Origin of the sequence: Hymenobacter tibetensis, from assembly GCF_022827545.1 — a bacterium.
GTDB lineage: Bacteria > Bacteroidota > Bacteroidia > Cytophagales > Hymenobacteraceae > Hymenobacter > Hymenobacter tibetensis.
Map to the genome: position 1 here is coordinate 5,606,173 of NZ_CP094669.1, position 17,932 is coordinate 5,624,104.

Genomic DNA, 17,932 nt, shown 5'->3' on the forward strand with positions numbered 1-17,932 from the left:
AAAATACGCAGTCAAGCACGCTTCTAAAGAGAATGTTCAGCAATTACTACATAGCGGAAGTTGCCAACGTAACTGCTTCCGTACTACTCTCACTAGGGGACAACGCTACTGAAGGCGTAGGTTGATTAGGAAAGCGTGCAGTTGGTTGACGTTGCCTTTCACCTCGTCTAGGCTCCTAACATTGTTTAGTACGAAAGCTTGCAATGCAGCAGTAGGATAAGCCACATGATGACTTTTAGCCATTCTCTTGTTGGAGTTAATAGCCTTCACTGTCCGAATAATACCCCACGGTATTCCCCACCAGCCTACAATGATGGAGTGAGAAGTAGCACTTTCGGTGAGCTTATCCAAACAGTCCGGACATGCTATAGCAAGCTCTTCCTTCCAGGTGGTAAGGAAGATAAAGCTTGATACCTTACTGGTTACCGTTGCGTTCAAGAGTTGCACTGAAGAGAAGCAAATTGGGCAGGGCGCTGCGCGCACCAACGCGCAATACTCTTCTATTTCCACATCACTAAGCACTCTGAGTTGCGCCTCTATTCCTGCCTGAGCAGTTTCTCCTAAGCCGCGTACCCCAAGTTCCTCCTGCAACAACGCCAGTGCTTCCGGCCGGAGCTTTGCCGCGTCCTCTGCTGCAAGCCGTAGCAACTTTTCGTCGGAGAGCTTGCGGTAGTTTTCCTTTAAAGTGGCCTCTGAATATGCCATATACAATAATCAGTAACTAATTGATTGGCCATAACAACTTTTGACTGCAGGCAGATAAAAGCGACTACCATACGATGCCAGCTAATTAAACTTCTCTTCTTCCACACTCCATAGCACTCACAAAACGCGTGTGCAGTTGGAGTTGGAAATTAATCAGTGAGTCAAAGCAAAAGCCATGTGCCTAATTTGAATAGAATTAAGAAAAAACTTCATATAGACAAGCCTCTTCAGGCTATGCTCTTACTCGTAGTTGGCCGTAACACAATTGCGTTAAAGCGGTCCTGAGGGGGTTCTATAAATTTACAGGCCTAAAAGCTTGCAATGAACCGCTATTTCCGAGTTACTTTAAAACAAAGAAGGAGCCAGAACTCTTCCGTTCTGACTCCTTTAAACTGGCACAATAACTATCTACAGAAACCAACTGTTTAGTGTGGCAAGCAGCAAATGAGCGTAAGGAGCTAATAAAGGCGCCCACTCTTCAATTGCTTTTCCTAATGCGGTTATGACTCCTAATGCAAGCATTAGATCAGAGCATAATTCACGAAAGGAAAATTTCTTACCAAACTTAGAACTGTTACCACGCTTTCGAAGGCTCATGGGATACAGGATTTAGTTTGGAAAATCGGGGGCGTCTCGCTCCTTGCAAAAAGAAGAGGTTACCGTTGCCGCGGTGCCTCTTTTTTTGTTCGGTCGCTTCTTGAAGTCATAGGACGCCACTTTGGCTATGACTCAGAAAGCTATGTTTTCATTCGATGGAGGTTAGGATAGATAAAATGATGGGCAGAGAAATTCTCTGCCCATCATTTTATGATTACGATCCGCAGGCCTCGCAGGCGTCTGGGTTATCCAGGGAGCAGGCCATGTCCGAAGCGTTCTGAGCCGATACGTTCAGGGGCTCCAGGGTTTCGGCGGCTTGCTTCTGCACCGTGAACTTGATGGCGTCCGCGGCGGCTTTGGTGCGCAGGTAGTACATGCCGGTTTTCAGGCCCTTCTTCCAGCTGTGGAAGTGCATGCTGGTCAGCTTGCCGAAGTTCACGTTCAGCACGTGTAGGTTCAAGCTCTGGCTCTGGCAGATGTACGCGCCCCGATCGGCCGACATATCAATAATGCGGCGCTGCGAAATCTCCCACACCGTCTTGTACAGGTCCTTGATGTGCTGCGGAATCCGGTCGATGTTTTGCACCGAACCGTTGGCGGCAATGATTTCCTGCTTCATCTGCTCGTTCCAGATGCCGAGCTTGATGAGGTCTTTCAGCAGGTGCTTGTTCACCACCATGAACTCGCCGCTCAGCACGCGGCGCACATAGATGTTGGAGGTGTAAGGCTCGAACGACTCGTTGTTGCCGAGAATCTGGGCGGTGCTGGCCGTAGGCATAGGCGCCACCAGCAGCGAGTTGCGCACGCCGTGCTCCACCACTTCGGCGCGCAGGCTTTCCCAATCCCAGCGGCCCGAGTCCGGCGTTACATTCCAGAGGTCGAACTGGAACTTGCCCTCGCTCAGCGGCGAACCTTTGAACGTCTCGTAGGCGCCATCCTTCTTAGCCAAATCCTTGGAAGCCGTCATGGCCGCGAAGTAGATGGTCTCGAAAATGTCTTTGTTCAGGCCACTGGCTTCGTCGCTCTCGAACGGCATCCGCAGCGCAATGAACGTGTCGGCGAGGCCCTGCACGCCCAGCCCGATGGGGCGGTGGCGGCGGTTGCTGCGCTCGGCTTCCACTACGGGGTAGTAGTTGATGTCGATTACCTTGTTCAGGTTCAGCGTGGCGTGGTAGGTTACCTCGTACAGCTTCTGGTGGTCGAAGATTAAGTTGCCTTTCTCGTCGGGGCGCACGTAGCGGGGCAAGGCCAGCGAGGCGAGGTTGCACACGGCAATTTCGTTCTCGTCGGTGTACTCCATAATCTCGGTGCAGAGGTTGGAGCTCTTGATGGTGCCCAGGTTTTTCTGGTTGCTCTTGCCGTTGGCGGCGTCCTTGAACAGCAGGTATGGCGTGCCGGTCTCGGTCTGGCTTTCCAGAATGGCAAACCACAGCTCCTGCGCCTTGATGGTTTTGCGGCCTTTGCCTTCGCGCTCATACTTCTGGTAGAGGCGCTCGAACTCCTCGCCGTGCGTGGTATCCAAGCCGGGGCACTCGTGGGGGCACATCAGCGTCCAGTCGCCGTTGGCTTCCACGCGCTTCATGAACAGGTCGGGCGTCCAGAGGGCGAAGAACAGGTCGCGGGCGCGCATTTCTTCTTTGCCGTGGTTTTTCTTGAGGTCCAGGAAGTCCAGGATGTCGGCGTGCCAGGGCTCCAGGTAGATGGCGAAGGCACCTTTGCGCTTGCCGCCGCCCTGGTCCACGTAGCGGGCCGTGTCGTTGAACACCTTTAGCATGGGCACGAGGCCATTGGACGTGCCGTTGGTGCCTTTGATGTAAGAGCCGGTGGCCCGCACGTTGTGCACAGCCAAGCCAATGCCGCCGGCGCTCTGCGAAATCAAAGCGCAGTTCTTCAGCGTGTCATATATGCCCTCAATGGAGTCGTCCTTCATCGTAAGCAGGAAGCACGAGCTAAGCTGTGGCTTCGGGGTGCCGGCGTTGAAGAGAGTAGGCGTAGCATGCGTGAACCACCGCTCGCTCATCAGCTCGTAGGTAGCAATAGCCGCGTCGATATCCTCTTTATGAATACCAATAGCCACACGCATAATCATGTGCTGCGGGCGCTCCACCACTTTGCCATCGAGGCGGAGCAAGTAGCTGCGCTCCAAGGTTTTGAAGCCGAAGTAGTCGTAGTTGTAGTCCCGGTCGTAGATGATGGCCGAGTCCAAGGTGGCGGCGTGCTTATGAATGGTTTCCCACACGTCTCTGGCCAGCAAGGAGGCATTTTCGCCGGTCTTGGGGTCCTCGTAGGTGTAGAGCCGCTTCATGGTGCTGCTGAACGACTTCGCCGTGACCTTGTGCAGGTTGCTCACCGCAATCCGGGCCGCCAGAATGGCATAGTCGGGGTGCTTGGTGGTAAGCGAGGCAGCGGTTTCGGCGGCTAGGTTGTCGAGCTCCACGGTCGTGACGCCGTCATAAATCCCATCGATAACCTTCTTGGCTACCTCAATAGGAGAGACATACATCATATTAAGCCCGTAGCAGAGCTTCTCGATGCGCGCCGTGACTTTATCGAACTTTACGGATTCGCGGCGGCCGTCGCGTTTTAATACCAGCATAGACGTAGCAGGTTGATGTGGTTGAGGTATGGAACTACCCGCCCCGGAGGGAAGGCAGTTGACGTTTCAAGAAAGGAAACCGGACGCCAGCACGCTGCCTGCATGCGCCAGTTGATAGCGGAAGATATCCCCTTCCAATGGGTAGGACAAACCTAAAGTTTAGAAGTTTTCCACATAGCCGCAAAACGGTGTTGTTCAGCGGGTTTTAGTGAAGTATGTATTGCTATATAAATTAGTAACAGAGTGAAAATTCGGGTTGGCAGATTGCCGAGTAATTGGTATTGCCACCGAAGAGTGGCCGGTAATACAGCCGGGTGCGCGCAAGCAGGCGTTGGAGTTACCAACAGTCACTTGCTTGCACGCACCCGGCTGAATACGTTAAGCGCCTAGCGTCCAGCCAGCGCGGTAATCCCGCTTTACAAAGCGGTTCACTTCATCTAGGTTGGTTACTTTCATCTGGCTTGGATCCCAGTTCAGCTTCAGATTGCGGCCCGGATACGTGAAACCCTTACCGTCCGCGTTGGCCTGCCGGATGTCATGCCCCCGAATAGCCAAGTTGGCAATAAGTAGCGCCTCCGTCAGCGGGCCGGCAAGTTCGAAGGGCGAGCTAACTTCTTTGTTGCCGTAGCCGGCCAAGCAGGCTTCCACCCACTGCGCGTAGTGGCCGTCGGCGCCGCCCGGTACGCGGGCTAGCTTGGGTTTTACTTTTGCTTCGGCTGTGCGGGACAGAGGCAGCAGCTGCGGGTTGGCCGAATACGTGCTGGCCATCATCTTGCCCTTCTTGCCCACAAACAGAATCCCGTTACCTCCGTCGCCGAACATTTCGTTGGCACCCAGCTCGGTGGGGCGCTCGGGCTGAATACCACCATCCATCCAGTGCACCGTCACGTCGTGCTTGGTTTTCGAGGTTTTAGGGAAGGTGAGCACCACGTGGCTGGAAGGCGGGCAGCTCTCGGGAAAATAGCCGCGCTTGAACTCGTCTACATACACGCTGCCTACGCTGGCCTGCACGGCCGTCGGGTACTGCAAGTCCAGTACCCGGAAGGGCGCTTCCAGCAGGTGGCAGCCCATGTCGCCGAGGGCCCCCGTGCCGTACTCCCACCAGCCGCGCCAGTTGAACGGAATCAACTTGTCGATGTAGGCAGTCTGGGGGGCCGAACCGAGCCATAAGTCCCAATCCACCTCGGGTGGTACGGCCGCTGGCGTAGCAGGCCACGGAATTCCCTGCGGCCACACGGGGCGGTCGGTCCAGCAATACACGGTATCCACGTCCCCGATTAGCTTCGCGTCGTACCACTCGCGCAGCTGCCGTACGCCGTCGTTGGAGGCACCTTGGTTGCCCATCTGCGTTACCACCTTGTATTTCTTGGCCGCCTCAGTTAGCACGCGTGCCTCGTAAATATCGTGGGTTAAAGGTTTTTGCACGTACACATGCTTACCGAGCTGCATGGACGCCAGCGCTACGTTGGCGTGGTTGTGGTCGGGGGTGGCCACGGAAACGGCATCGAAGCTTTTGTTTTCCTTGTCGAGGAGCTGGCGCCAATCCTTGTAATATTTGGCCTGTGGAAACGCCTTAACCGATTTAGCAGCTCGACGGTCGTCTACATCGCACAGGAAACCTATGCGCGCTTTGCCGCTCTTCACGAAGTTGGCAAGGTCGCTTTCCCCCTTGCCTCCCACGCCCACGCCCGCAATTACGAGCTGGTCGCTGGGTGCCGTGTAGCCTTTGCCTCCCAACACAAAGCGAGGCACAATCATAATTCCCGCGGCAGCAACAGCGCTTTTTGCTATAAACTCACGACGGGAAACGGTAATAGGAGAACTAGGAGGGGTATCAGACATGGTGGGAAAGGTTGGATAGAAAGAACACGTATGTCAGGAAAGGCACCACTGCCTAACCACTTCCACCCCAGACCACCAAAGCAGTCAGAGGGTTAGCGGCCAAGCATTAGGGGCCAGAAGGTACACATTCCAACGAATTTGCCTAGCGCCCAACCGCTACCTTTTAGAATTAGCAGTGCCTGAAGCCTACCAATCATGCATTGAAAAGCACAGTTCAAAGACCAAATTCTCCTACTTGCTTCTCAGTTCTTCTGCTCCACATACCACCACAAACCACCCACAATCAGCAACGCACCCGCCACCAACGCTACCACCGTTGTACCCCGCCCATAGTTGACGCACGAACAAGTAGTGAACAGCGGCTGCCCCTTCACCTGAATACGACGGCGGCAAGCCAAGCAAGGCGACACAAAAGCAGATTCCATACGGCAGGGATATAAAAAAGGAAGGTTGAAGCTTAATGCTCAAACTCCTCTTTTGGTAACCGTTGAGAGGTAGCCAAATAGCTCAACTGTTTTTGTCGAAAGATCTCAGTGGCATTTACTTACTGATAGCTGATACCAAGACGCTTAGCGTAATCGGCTAAAGGGCCCAACCCAAATGCTGCACGCCGTTCGTCCACGTGTGCTTTATCTTCAATTGGAGCAAACTCTTGCTTTTTTGTAGTTGAATTAATGCGGGTTTTTGTGCCAAACATCTGCGGCTTACCCTTTGCGACCAATATATTGTCTTGCATATATACGTATCCCATAGGCGACAAATCGCCTTGTAGAGTGGCCTGTCTGATCATCGGCAAGTATTTCTCCTGAACAGCTATATCGGCCTGTTGAATAGTGACGAATGCCGCCAAACCTCCGAAATGCCCCACCTGTTTTTTAGTTGGCCAACCTTGCTTGGTTAGTACAGATTCAACCAGAGCCAAGTGGCGAGCATCAGCTTCCTTGATTTGTTGATGGATCTTCTTGATTTGTGGCGAATTAGGATCTGCTGCCGCTTCAATAGAATCTCGTTGAGCACGCAGGCGTTGGTGGATGGAAAACACTTCTTCCAACTGTTTCTTTAACGACCCATCGGTTTGTGTTACTGAACTAATCTCAGCGTTTTGTGCGAAGAGGCTATCCTCGTGGAATAAGGCTAAGCCAAGGCTAAGTACCGCAAGATATATTCTCATAAATAGTTAAGGTTCAGTGTAAACAGTAAAGTAGCCGCTTGAGGAACTGAAATACCTGGTGAAATTTGCTGTACGTGTTTCAAAGATTGGTAATGCCATTAAACACGAGGAGCAAAGAACTCCATTTAGTTCTTTGCTCCTCGTGTTGCCCATTAGAGCTTGGTGGTTGCGCAGCTTAAAAATCTTCGTCTAGAGAGAAAGCATTTTCAGTCCGCTCGCTCATCACCCCGGCCTTCTGGTATTCAGCCACCCGCTTCTCGAAGAAGTTGGTTTTGCCTTGCAACGAAATCATTTCCATGAAGTCGAATGGGTTGGTGGCATTGTAGATCTTGCTGTAACCCAACGATTCCAACAACCGGTCGGCGACAAATTCGATGTACTGCGACATGCTGTTGGCGTTCATGCCAATCAAATTCACGGGCAGGGCATCCGTCACAAACTCCTGCTCGATGGTCACGGCGTCGCGGATGATGCTGTGCACCCGCTCCTGGGGCAGTTTGTTTTGGAGGTAGCTGTAGAGCAGGCAAGCGAAGTCGCAGTGCAGTCCTTCGTCGCGGCTAATTAGTTCGTTGGAGAACGTTAGACCCGGCATCAAGCCGCGCTTCTTCAACCAGAAGATAGAGCAAAACGAACCCGAGAAGAAAATACCTTCCACCGCTGCAAACGCAATAATTCGCTCGGCGAAGTCTTCGGAGTTGATCCACGTCAGGGCCCACTCGCCCTTCTTCTTCACGCACGGCACAGTTTCCAGAGCGTTGAAGAGACGGTCTTTCTCCTGCACGTTTTTGATGTAGGTGTCAATCAGCAGCGAGTACGTTTCGCTGTGAATGTTTTCCATCATAATCTGGAAGCCATAAAAGCAGCGGGCCTCAGGCATCTGCACTTCCTGCATGAAGTTGACAGCCAAGTTTTCGTTCACGATACCGTCAGAGGCCGCGAAGAAAGCCAGCACGTGGCTGATAAAGTGCCGTTCGTTGTCGTTGAGGTTGTCCCAGTCTTTCTGGTCCTGGCTTAGATCTATTTCCTCAGCCGTCCAAAACGAGGCTTCGGCTTTCTTGTACATCTGCCACACGTCGTTGTTCTGGATGGGAAACAAGACGAAGCGGTTGGGATTCTCAATGAGCAGAGGTTCCATAGGGAAAGGCAAAAGATGAGGTGAACTTCTGGTGAAATGTGGGCCGCCACGCAGGCGAGTTGTCTGCTAACCGAGCGACAAACCGGATTGTTCAGGCGCAGTTGCGCTGGCAGCCGAAAAGTTGATGCACCAAATATAAACCCGACTTGTGGGAAGGCTACCCGCCAAAACCATTTTTTCTCTGTTAATTTTTGTGCATACACCTGTATGGCTGCAAACCAAAGAAATCATAGAAAATAGCCGAAAAAACTATGAATAAGCATGTTTTCGGTGATGTTATCCACATTTGGCTTGTGGATAATTGTAGTTGTCCACAAAATGTGTATGCGCGCGTCTATCAGTCGGGCACTTTCTCCACATTTTCAGCTCACTAAAAGTTAGGAGCAATGAGGTTTAATGAGTTAGGGTTTGGATTTGTAAAATGATACTTCTACTTTTGCCTTCCATTTTTCAGAAACCGCGAAGACGCCGATGTACGCAATTGTCAATATAGCCGGGAAGCAGACGAAAGTCGAAGCCAATAAATTTGTATACGCCCACCGCTTGGCTGGCAATGTTGGCGATACCGTAGAATTGGGCAAAGCCCTCCTCACCGACGACAACGGAACCCTGAGCATTGGCTCGCCCCTGTTGGACGTAGCCGTGACGGGTACCATCCTCGCCCACGTAAAAGGCGACAAAGTACTTGTATTCAAGAAGAAGCGCCGCAAGGGCTATAAGAAGCTGAACGGTCACCGTCAGCAGTTCACCAAAGTAATGATCAACAGCATCGGGTAATTAGCTGCTTGTTTTGCGTTGCCAGTTGCCAACTTCTGTAAAGTTCGGCAACAAGAAAGTGGCAGCCGGCAACTAATAACTCTCAACTAACCAATACCATGGCACACAAGAAAGGCGTAGGTAGCTCCAACAACGGTCGTGAATCGCATTCCAAGCGTCTCGGCGTGAAAATCTTCGGTGGTCAGTCCATCATCGCTGGCAACATTATCGTGCGTCAGCGTGGTACCAAGCATCACCCCGGTCAGAACGTAGGTATCGGCAAAGACCACACCTTGTTCGCTATGATCGATGGCACGGTACAATTCCGCAAGGGCCGTCAGGATCGTTCGTTCGTAACGATTGTGCCTAACACGGAAGCTGCTCTAGTAGCAGTAGCCGCCGAGTAGTACGGTAGTATAGCCGAACTGCTTAACAGCATCAGCTAAGCATTCAGCCTACAGGGCCCATCCACACGGATGGGCCCTTTTTGCGTTGGCTCTACTTGGCTATCGGTGCAGCTGATACAGCACGGGTTTGCTGGGGCTGGCGTCTAGCTCCAAGCTGGTTACCTGCAGGTTGAGCAAGTACAATCCGTCTTCCAGTTCGTCGGGCACGAAAATCAGCTCGGTGATAGTGGCTCGTTCGCGGGTAGCGTGCGGGTACTGCCAGAACGCATGGTGCGCCAGCAGCTCTCCTCCATCTTCTTCGCGGTCCACACTTGGTAGGTCGAGGAGTAGGTGTTCTATGTGGGCTGCTGCCACGTACTGTGCCAAAGCCGGCTCCAGGTAGGTTGTGTTGGTACCCGAGTAGTGGCGGGTACGCTTTGCTTTGTGGTTAGGCAACGTGCGCAGAATCAGCGCCTCTGGTTGAACGCCAGCGTCCGGCCCATTTTCTAGTTCGCGCTGCACGTCTGCTAGCAGTACTACCTGGTCGCCGTTGGGCTGGGGACGAGGCTGCACCGACACCAACCGGGCCACAAACAAGAAACGGCGCAAGCACCGGTTAAGGGTAGCAGCAGGGTCCGGGGAGATATGGCCGTAGCACTCGGTATGAGTACCATTGCCGTGTGGGGTGATGTGTACGCGCTTATAGTTGGTGCTACCACCTTCGGCTACGCTCCCTACAAAGTTTCCAACCCGAATCACGTCAAACTGAACTGGTTCGGCCCAGAAGCAGTTCACTTGTTGTTCGCCGGGCGCTAGTGGCAGTGAGATGTCAAAAGGCGCTCCTGGGTTGAAAGAGTAGGTGTGGTGTTGATGCGGGTAGGTAGCAAACATGAAAGACAGCAGTAGAGGAACAGCAAAAGCAAGCTGCAAGAAAAACAATGATTCGTGAAGCTTGTAGCGCTTGTACTGCTAGCATGAGTGTACAACAAGAAGTCACACATCGTACAGCCAATAAAATTAGTAAAAACCCAAACTTCTTGGCTGTCGTTAAAGGACCTACATCTATAGCTAACGAACCATGAAAATTCAAGTTGAAGAAGGTCAGGATAAAGGCTTCTTACCTGACGGTCGTCATACGGTTGAGATAACAGACATCCAGGAAGGCACCAGCGAGCATCAGAACGTACCGTTTTTTGCCGCCCGCATGGAGAACGAAGACGGCTTTATCACGCAGCGCTTCTATACCTCTCCCACTGCGATGCCAATTTTGCTTTCTCTTTATGCCGCGGTTGGCATTCATCCCGAGGCAGGCAAGGACCTTGACACCAAGCAACTGCTAGGTAAAAAGGTATCCATTGAAGTGGGAGAGCATCATTACGCTGATCCAGCTTCTGGCAACGAACGCAACATCAAGCAGGCAACCGGTTTTCGGACTGCATAAGACTGCGTTGGTTGTAATCGGCTGCCAAGCTGCTAAGTAGCTGAACTGCCTCTGGCAATGGATAATCAAAGAGCGCCTCCCAATTCTATTAGGAGGCGCTCTTTGATTATATCGAACTGGTGTTCTTATTGGCTAGCGTTAGCTACTTGGCCGTGGCTTCCGAAGGCATTAGACTGGTGTAAGTGCTGGCCTTACCAAATGACTCTTTTATTTCGTCAACGGCAGCGCGGCTGCTTAGGCGCTTGGGCTTGGTATTGAGGAAAGTGCCGTCTTCGGCCAATAGAAAGTACGCCGGCACGTCTTCTAAAGCATAGGCCCGAGCTATGGGTGCACGCGTGCCACCGTTCTGGTGTACCTGTATGCCAGGCATCTTTTTGCCAACTACTAACTGTTTCCAGGCGCCTTCGTTGTCATCAAGCGCGATGTTGATGAACACGATATTCTTGCCTTCAAACTTGCGGGCTAAGTCGGCGGCATAAGGCACGTCGCGCAAGCAAAGGCCGCTGGTAGTACGCCAGAAGTTCAGATACACCAATTTGCCCCGCAGGTCACGTAGGCGCACTGTGTCGCCGGTAGCTGAAACCAACTTGAAGTCTGGTGCTGGCGAGCCGATAGCAAAAGCTTTATGCGTTTCAAAGTCCTGCTGAAGCACAGGGAAATACCGGTTGTTGGTATCAATCGTTTTGAAGTCGGCTAGCATGGCCGCTGACTGCTTTACGTGCCCGAACCGGAACGACTCCTGCAACACACGGCCCATGATGACGGGCCGCACCACGCCTTTGAGCTGAGTTTTGGCAATGTCGTAGCAAACCTGGTAGAAGTCGGGGTAGGTGCGCAGCTTGCCGCTGGTGGTGGCTACGTGGTGCACATAGTTCAGCAGAAACTCCTGGTATGCCTCGCTCTTGATGGCATCCTCGCTGTTGATAAGGTTCTTATCGTTGAGGAAATCATAATACGTAGGCGATACTTTCAACCGGCTTTCAGTGGCTACCACTTGCTCCCGCAAATCCTGGAAAGTCAGTCGGTCGTTGGCGTAGCTGTAATCAATTTCAGCTTGGGCATACCGCTTGAACGCTTCACTGAAGTGGTTGTCTTCAATAGCATGCGTCAGAAACTTCTTCTCTTGCTTGCGCCGATAGTCCAGGAAGGAAAGGAAGCCAGGCTCATAGAGCATAATGTTTTCGGGCAGCACCTGAAAACCATCGTTTTCTATGAACTGCTCGTCTACGTCAGTTAAGTACGTGTTAGCCTCTGAGCCCTTGCCTTTAAAGCGGACACTGCTGGCCATATCACTGCCCTTGAAGCGGATATCCATGGCGTCGCCGGGCTCCAAGAAGAGGTCTGTTACGTCTTCACCGTGTACGAGGTCGGCACGAGCTGGGCCATCCAGCTTGAGCGCCATCTGAAACTCGCCTTTATCGTTGAGACGCGCGTATGTAATCTGCTCTTTGGGGTCTAGCGGGTTTTCGCGCACCGATACTGCTACTGTATCCGAGGTACGACCTGTTACCTTACCCGTAAGTGTAACGGTACCTTGTGCCTGAGTACCGAAGGATAAGACGGTGAGGCCGGCTACCAGAAGGCCCCCTTTTATAAAGCGAATAGCGTTTGGCATCGGAGCAGAAGTTTCAAGCTGATTACTCGGAAATGAATCCTCGAAGATGGTATAGAACGAATCAAATATCTAGGTGCCTTTCGCGGTAAAAGTCAATTCTTGAACCGAAGATAAGGCATTTAGATTGTGAAAGTCCAATCCAAAATCATCCTTTTTTTCGTTGGTATGGGTGAAGATCTGCTTTTGCTGGTATTATGCAAACAAACCCTCTAATACTTCATCCAAACGGCTAGCTGGCTGTACTCGAATCCCGTAGCGGGATAAATCGAGGCCTCGGGCATTAAATTGGGAAATATACATTTCTGCAAATCCCAGCTTTTCTGCCTCACTTAACCGCTGATCTAGCCTGCTTACAGCCCGGATTTCTCCACTTAGCCCGACTTCAGCAGCCAAGCACATTTCGCTCCGGATAGGTAAGTCGTTGAGGCTACTTACCACTGCAGCGCACACCGCTAGGTCGAGTGCTGGATCATCAAGCCGCAAACCACCGGCAATGTTTAGAAATACATCGTGCTGTCCTAGGCGCAGGCCACTACGCTTTTCCAGCACCGCCAGCAGCATGTTCAAGCGTTTGGCGTCGAAGCCAGTGGAGCTTCGCTGGGGTGTGCCATAGGTGGCGGGCGTTACGAGGGCCTGCACTTCCACTAACAGCGGCCGGTTGCCTTCCAGAGTGGCACCAATGGCCATGCCACTTAAGCTCTCGGTGCGTTGGCTGAGCAGGATTTCACTCGGGTTGCTGACTTGCCGCAAACCAGTGCCCTGCATCTCATAGATGCCCAGTTCGGAGGTGGAACCGAAGCGGTTCTTGATGGTGCGCAGAATACGGTAGCTTAGGTGCCGGTCGCCTTCAAACTGCAGCACTGTATCCACCATGTGCTCCAGAATTTTAGGGCCAGCAATAGAGCCATCCTTGGTGATGTGGCCGATGAGCAGCACCGGCACCCCAGTTTCCTTGGCGTACTTAAGTAGCTCCTGCGTGCATTCGCGCACCTGGCTCACCGAACCCGCTCCGCTTTCCACGAGCCCAGAGTGCAAGGTCTGGATGGAATCGACGATAACCACATTGGGTTGGAGCTGGTCGATTTGTTTGAAAATGTTCTGGGTGTTGGTTTCAGTGAGGATGTAGCAGCCGGGGTGTTGCTCGCCGAGCCGCTCAGCCCGCATCTTGATTTGCTGCTCGCTTTCCTCGCCCGACACATACAACACCTTGAGCTGGCGCAGGGTCATGGCAATCTGGAGCATGAGCGTGCTTTTACCGATACCCGGCTCTCCCCCAATCAGCACCAAAGAACCCGGTACGAGCCCGCCGCCGAGCACCCGGTCCAGTTCCCCATCCTGGGTGAGCATACGGGGCTCTTCTTCAAACAGAATTTCGGAAATGACGCGCGGCCGGGCTGCTTTGCTGGTGCCCCCCACACTGGTGTTGGCTTTCCAGGCAGTAGCCGCTGTGGGTTCGTCTTTCTGAATAACTTCCTCGACGTAGGTGTTCCATTCGCCGCAACTAGGGCAGCGGCCAATCCATTTGGCTGATTGAGCACCGCAGTTTTGACAGAAGTATAAGGTCTTGAGCTTGGCCATAGAGAACAAAAAGCTGGCTGTTGTAAGCCAGTAGATAGTAAGGTTGAGGGACCCCAAAAAGTTGCCTGACGGCAGCAAATTATGGCGTTATTTCCCTTCCTGCTTGCTATTGAATGCGTTACCAAATTGCACCCCGTCTTTGCATTTTTCTCACGTACGACGCCCGTTGACCTAAGCCGCCTCGGTTGGCCGATGGGCTTGCAAGTGCGGGCAGCAAGCAGATGAAAAGGACAAAGTAATTTACGCTTCTTCACGTCTTCGCACAGGAAAATGCTTTTCACTGGAGAGGCTTTCCTGTTGCGTCATCCAATAGAAGGCTATACTTACTCTGCAATGCGCGTTTCACGCCAAGCAAACTGTCTGCCCGACGCGCAAACGCAATGGCCGTGCTCCGGCGGCAACCGTCGTCTAGTGGCCTTTCATTCAATTAAATGCCTACTTTCTGCCATGCCTACTCCGCTAACTACTGCCGATTTCACTTCCGTGCCGCTCCTCGCCGACTTGCCCACCGAAACGCTGGACTGGTTGATAGCGCATGGGGAACGGCGCGAGTTTGCGGCCGGCCAAACCATTCAGCAACCCGGTGACCCGGCCGAACAAATGGTGGTGGTGCTGGAAGGCGGGGTTCAGTTCTACACCTTGCACAACGGCAACCGCGAACCAATATTTCGGGTGGAAGCAGGCCAGATCAGTGGCGTACTACCCTACTCCCGCCTACGCACCATCAAGGGGCTCAGTGTGGCAACGGGCCCCACCGTGGTATTCACCTTGCACCGCGACCTGTTCCCTGAATTAGAGCGAGAAAGCCCCGAGTTGGTGCAGCGGTTGGTGGGTTTGATGAGCGACCGGGCCCGCAACGAAGCCCGCGGCCAAGCCCGCGACGAAAAGCTACGGGCGCTGGGCAAGCTTTCGGCCGGGTTGGCGCACGAGCTTAATAACCCGGCCGCGGCCATTGTGCGTGCCGCCGAAGCCCTGGCCACCCGGTTGCACGAGGCGCCCACGCAGTTCGGCGACTTGCTTTGCCACTGCCCCGAGCCCGCGGCCCTTGCGGCCCTCACCACCCTGGCCGCCACTGCTCCGCCTGCCGGGCCGCCCTTGTCTGGCCTGGCCCGCGCCGACCGCGAAGACGAGTTGGTGGACTGGCTGGAAACGCAGGACGTAGCTGATGCCTATTCGCTGGCTACGGGCCTGCTGGATGCCGGCCTGGCGCCTCCTCAGCTGGAAGCGGCCACGCTGGCCTTGCCCGCGCTAGCTCGGCCAGCAGCTCTCACCTGGCTTTCCACCCAACTCACTATGCTACGGCTGATTCAGGACGTACAGGAAGCTGGAGGCCGCATTAGCACGCTGGTTGGCAACGTGAAAACCTACTCCCACATGGACCGCTCCGGCGGCTTTGCCCCGCTTGATGTGCACGCCGGCCTGGAAAGCACCATCAACATGATGAGCTTCCAGATGCGCGAGAAAAACATCCGCTTGGTGCGCGACTACGCTCCCACTCTGCCGCTAGTAAATGGGCTGGTAAGCAACCTCAATCAGGTATGGACCAATTTGCTCGATAACGCCATTGATGCGCTGCCACCGGGCGGCGAAATCACGTTGCGCACCCGCCTCGAAGGAGAGTTCATCCGGGTGTTCGTAATCGACAATGGGCCCGGCATTGCCCCCGACATCCTACCCCGCATCCTGGATCCTTTCTTTACCACGAAGGCTGCTGGCGAAGGCACGGGACTCGGCCTCGATATTGCCTTGCGCACCCTCGAGAACCACGGCGGCAAGCTGGAAGTAGAGTCTGCGCCCGGCCATACCGTGTTCTGCGCGTGGTTGCCTACCGGGAGAACCGTTGAGTGAAGGCAGTACGCATAGAAGTAGAGGCAGTGTTATCTTATAGTCAGATGATTCTTGACTTTCTTTATAAGAAGTAGCTTGCGTCCGCTACTTTGCTGAAAGTTTCAGTTCAACAGTCCTCCTGTCTGTACGGGATACTAGGCGCAGTTCGTGTGAATAACGCTCGAACCGGCCCGCTACACAGTACCGCAACGGCTCTTGGTTGAGGCGTAGCAGCCTATTGGGCTCCTCCTTCACCACGGGCTTCTTTATCACGTAGTCAATCCGCCACATGGCCAAAAAACCTATTATTCTAGCCGTCGATGATGATACCCAGGTGTTGAACGCGGTGGACCGGGATTTGCGCAGCGAATTCCGGCGCGACTACCGCATTCTGCGGGCCAGTTCGGGCCAGGAAGCCCTGGACACGCTGCGGGAGCTACGAGCCCGGGAAGAGCCCTTGGCCCTGATTCTGGCCGACCAGCGGATGCCCGGCATGGAAGGCGTAGAGCTACTGTCGGAGTCGCGCGCTATTTTTCCGGATGCTAAGCGTGTACTGCTCACGGCCTATGCCGACACCGAGGCGGCCATCCGAGCCATCAACAATGCCCGCCTCGACCACTACCTGATGAAGCCCTGGGACCCACCCCAGCAGCTGCTCTATCCTACTCTCCACGATTTGCTGGCTGCGTGGCAGAGCGAGTATTCACCTAAATTCACTGGCTTGCGGCTGATCGGCTTTCAATGGTCGCCGCTCTCACACGAACTCAAGGACTTCCTGAGTGGCTACATGGTGGGGTTTCAGTGGTTGGATTTTGAAACCAGCGTGGAGGCGCAAGAACTACTGGCGGCCAAGGGCCTGACGGCGGCTGATTTGCCGGTGGTGATTTACGAAGACGGAGTTGCCATGACCCGCCCCGCCAAAACCGACCTGGCGCAGCACATGGGTCTCACTATCACGGCCAAGCAAGAGCTCTATGATGTGGTAGTGATTGGGGCTGGTCCTTCGGGACTAGCAGCGGCCGTGTACGGCGCTTCGGAAGGCCTCCGAACCCTCATCATCGAGCGCCAAACCTTTGGAGGCCAAGCCGGAACCAGCTCCCGCATCGAAAACTACCTGGGCTTTCCAACGGGCCTCAGCGGCGCCGAGCTGGCGCACCGCGCCTGGGCCCAGGCCGTGCGCCTCGGCGCCGAAATTCTAGCGCCTCAAGAAGTGGTAGACCTCTGCGTGCAAGACGGCTACAAAGTTTTGACTCTCACCGACGGCAGCAAAGTGCGCACCCGGGCAGTGGTGCTAACCACCGGGGTCAGCTACCGCACCCTCGACGTCCCGGGCATGGACCGGCTCAGTGGTGCGGGCGTGTACTACGGGGCCGCCCGTACCGAGGCCCGCTCCTGCGACCAGCAGGATGTGTACATCGTGGGGGGCGGCAACTCGGCGGGACAGGCCGCTATGTACTTGGCCACGTATGCCCGTCGGGTGTTCATCGTTATTCGGGGCAAGTCGTTGGCGGCTTCTATGTCGGCTTACTTGATCGAGCAGATCGGCGACACGCCCAACATCGAGATTCTGCCGTTCACGGAAATAGCAGAAGTGTGTGGCAAAGACCACTTGGAAGAAGTGGTGTTGAAAACCAACGGCCAGTTCGAGAAGCGGCCGGCCCGGGCGTTGTTTGTATTCATCGGGGCCAAACCCAGCACTGAGTGGGTATGCAACACCATCATCTGCGACAACAAAGGCTTCGTGCTCACCGGCCGCGACCTAGTAACGGACCCACGCTACGCAGCATCCTGGAAGCACAACCGGGAGCCGTACCTACTTGAAACCTGCGTGCCCGGCGTCTTCTCCGCCGGCGACAGCCGCTCGGGCGCTATGGCGCGGGTGGCCTCCGCCGTTGGGGAGGGCTCTATGGCTATCAAGTTTGTCCATCAATATCTAGACGAATAAACCGACCAGATAAGTGGCTGCAACAGACTGCGCCGCTAGCCAGGTGCAGCCTGTTGAGCCACCTATCCGGCTGCTAGCGGCAGTTGGACTTGCCTTCTAGGTGGCGTTTTCACTGACCTGCTTCACTTGGAAACGCAAAAAAAGTACGCTTGCTTTCAGGCTGCATAAGGAGGGCTACACTGCGCGCAAAACCTGTTCCGCCGGAAACGCCGTCTTGGAAACGCAGGCTGTCTTGGGCTCGGAAGCCGTGACTCGCAAACACTAGGGGTACTGAGCAGGTATGTATCTGTTACCAACGGCGCCAAACGACGGCGCTTGCGGGCTATTGACCTTATTGC

General features: G+C 54.1%; 14 protein-coding genes. 5 read left to right on the forward strand and 9 right to left on the reverse strand.

Annotated features, from left to right (window positions below; genetic code table 11):
- Nucleotides 1-105 precede the first annotated feature (105 nt).
- From MTX78_RS22675 to MTX78_RS22700, 6 genes are all read right to left on the reverse strand, one after another.
- Nucleotides 106-705: a hypothetical protein gene (locus tag MTX78_RS22675; RefSeq protein ID WP_243798591.1), complete on the reverse strand. Its 600-nt coding sequence runs from the start codon at nucleotides 703-705 to the stop codon at nucleotides 106-108.
- Nucleotides 706-1,516: 811 nt separating this feature from the next.
- Nucleotides 1,517-3,898 (reverse strand): ribonucleoside-diphosphate reductase subunit alpha, encoded by a 2,382-nt coding sequence (locus MTX78_RS22680; protein ID WP_243798592.1) that lies wholly within the window; start codon nucleotides 3,896-3,898, stop codon nucleotides 1,517-1,519.
- Nucleotides 3,899-4,276: 378 nt separating this feature from the next.
- Nucleotides 4,277-5,740, reverse strand: a complete 1,464-nt coding sequence (locus MTX78_RS22685; RefSeq protein WP_243798594.1) for a Gfo/Idh/MocA family protein — start codon at nucleotides 5,738-5,740, stop codon at nucleotides 4,277-4,279.
- Between the two features lie 242 nt (nucleotides 5,741-5,982).
- Nucleotides 5,983-6,165 carry a hypothetical protein gene (locus tag MTX78_RS22690; RefSeq protein ID WP_243798596.1) on the reverse strand — a complete coding sequence of 61 codons (183 nt, stop codon included), beginning with the start codon at nucleotides 6,163-6,165 and terminating at the stop codon, nucleotides 5,983-5,985.
- Nucleotides 6,166-6,284: 119 nt separating this feature from the next.
- Nucleotides 6,285-6,911: a DUF6624 domain-containing protein gene (locus tag MTX78_RS22695; protein ID WP_243798598.1), complete on the reverse strand. Its 627-nt coding sequence runs from the start codon at nucleotides 6,909-6,911 to the stop codon at nucleotides 6,285-6,287.
- Nucleotides 6,912-7,086: 175 nt separating this feature from the next.
- Nucleotides 7,087-8,046, reverse strand: a complete 960-nt coding sequence (locus MTX78_RS22700; protein ID WP_243798599.1) for a ribonucleoside-diphosphate reductase small subunit — start codon at nucleotides 8,044-8,046, stop codon at nucleotides 7,087-7,089.
- A gap of 471 nt (nucleotides 8,047-8,517) precedes the next feature.
- Here MTX78_RS22700 and rplU point away from each other — a divergent pair, with 471 nt between their 5' ends.
- Together rplU and rpmA are read left to right on the forward strand one after the other, a co-directional pair.
- The gene (rplU, locus tag MTX78_RS22705) at nucleotides 8,518-8,823 is read left to right on the forward strand and encodes a 50S ribosomal protein L21 (RefSeq protein WP_243798601.1); all 306 of its coding nucleotides are present in this window, start codon (nucleotides 8,518-8,520) and stop codon (nucleotides 8,821-8,823) included.
- Nucleotides 8,824-8,921: 98 nt separating this feature from the next.
- Nucleotides 8,922-9,209, forward strand: coding sequence for a 50S ribosomal protein L27 (gene rpmA / locus MTX78_RS22710; RefSeq protein ID WP_243798603.1), 288 nt, complete (start codon nucleotides 8,922-8,924; stop codon nucleotides 9,207-9,209).
- 99 nt (nucleotides 9,210-9,308) lie between these two features.
- Here rpmA and MTX78_RS22715 read toward each other — a convergent pair whose 3' ends face one another.
- A complete protein-coding gene (locus MTX78_RS22715) occupies nucleotides 9,309-10,079 on the reverse strand; it encodes a cyclase family protein (protein ID WP_243798605.1) in 771 nt (256 codons plus the stop codon).
- Nucleotides 10,080-10,266: 187 nt separating this feature from the next.
- Between MTX78_RS22715 and MTX78_RS22720 the strand changes: the two genes are divergently transcribed.
- Complete coding sequence (locus MTX78_RS22720; RefSeq protein WP_243798607.1) at nucleotides 10,267-10,629, forward strand: hypothetical protein; 363 nt, start codon at nucleotides 10,267-10,269, stop codon at nucleotides 10,627-10,629.
- A gap of 142 nt (nucleotides 10,630-10,771) precedes the next feature.
- Here MTX78_RS22720 and MTX78_RS22725 read toward each other — a convergent pair whose 3' ends face one another.
- Together MTX78_RS22725 and radA are read right to left on the reverse strand one after the other, a co-directional pair.
- Complete coding sequence (locus MTX78_RS22725) at nucleotides 10,772-12,244, reverse strand: TlpA family protein disulfide reductase (protein WP_243798609.1); 1,473 nt, start codon at nucleotides 12,242-12,244, stop codon at nucleotides 10,772-10,774.
- Nucleotides 12,245-12,436: 192 nt separating this feature from the next.
- The gene (gene radA, locus MTX78_RS22730; protein WP_243798611.1) at nucleotides 12,437-13,822 is read right to left on the reverse strand and encodes a DNA repair protein RadA; all 1,386 of its coding nucleotides are present in this window, start codon (nucleotides 13,820-13,822) and stop codon (nucleotides 12,437-12,439) included.
- A gap of 447 nt (nucleotides 13,823-14,269) precedes the next feature.
- Between radA and MTX78_RS22735 the strand changes: the two genes are divergently transcribed.
- Together MTX78_RS22735 and MTX78_RS22740 are read left to right on the forward strand one after the other, a co-directional pair.
- Nucleotides 14,270-15,670 carry a sensor histidine kinase gene (locus MTX78_RS22735; protein ID WP_243798613.1) on the forward strand — a complete coding sequence of 467 codons (1,401 nt, stop codon included), beginning with the start codon at nucleotides 14,270-14,272 and terminating at the stop codon, nucleotides 15,668-15,670.
- Between the two features lie 268 nt (nucleotides 15,671-15,938).
- On the forward strand, nucleotides 15,939-17,594 hold the full coding sequence (locus tag MTX78_RS22740) for an FAD-dependent oxidoreductase (RefSeq protein WP_243798615.1): 1,656 nt from the start codon (nucleotides 15,939-15,941) through the stop codon (nucleotides 17,592-17,594).
- Nucleotides 17,595-17,932: the final 338 nt, after the last annotated feature.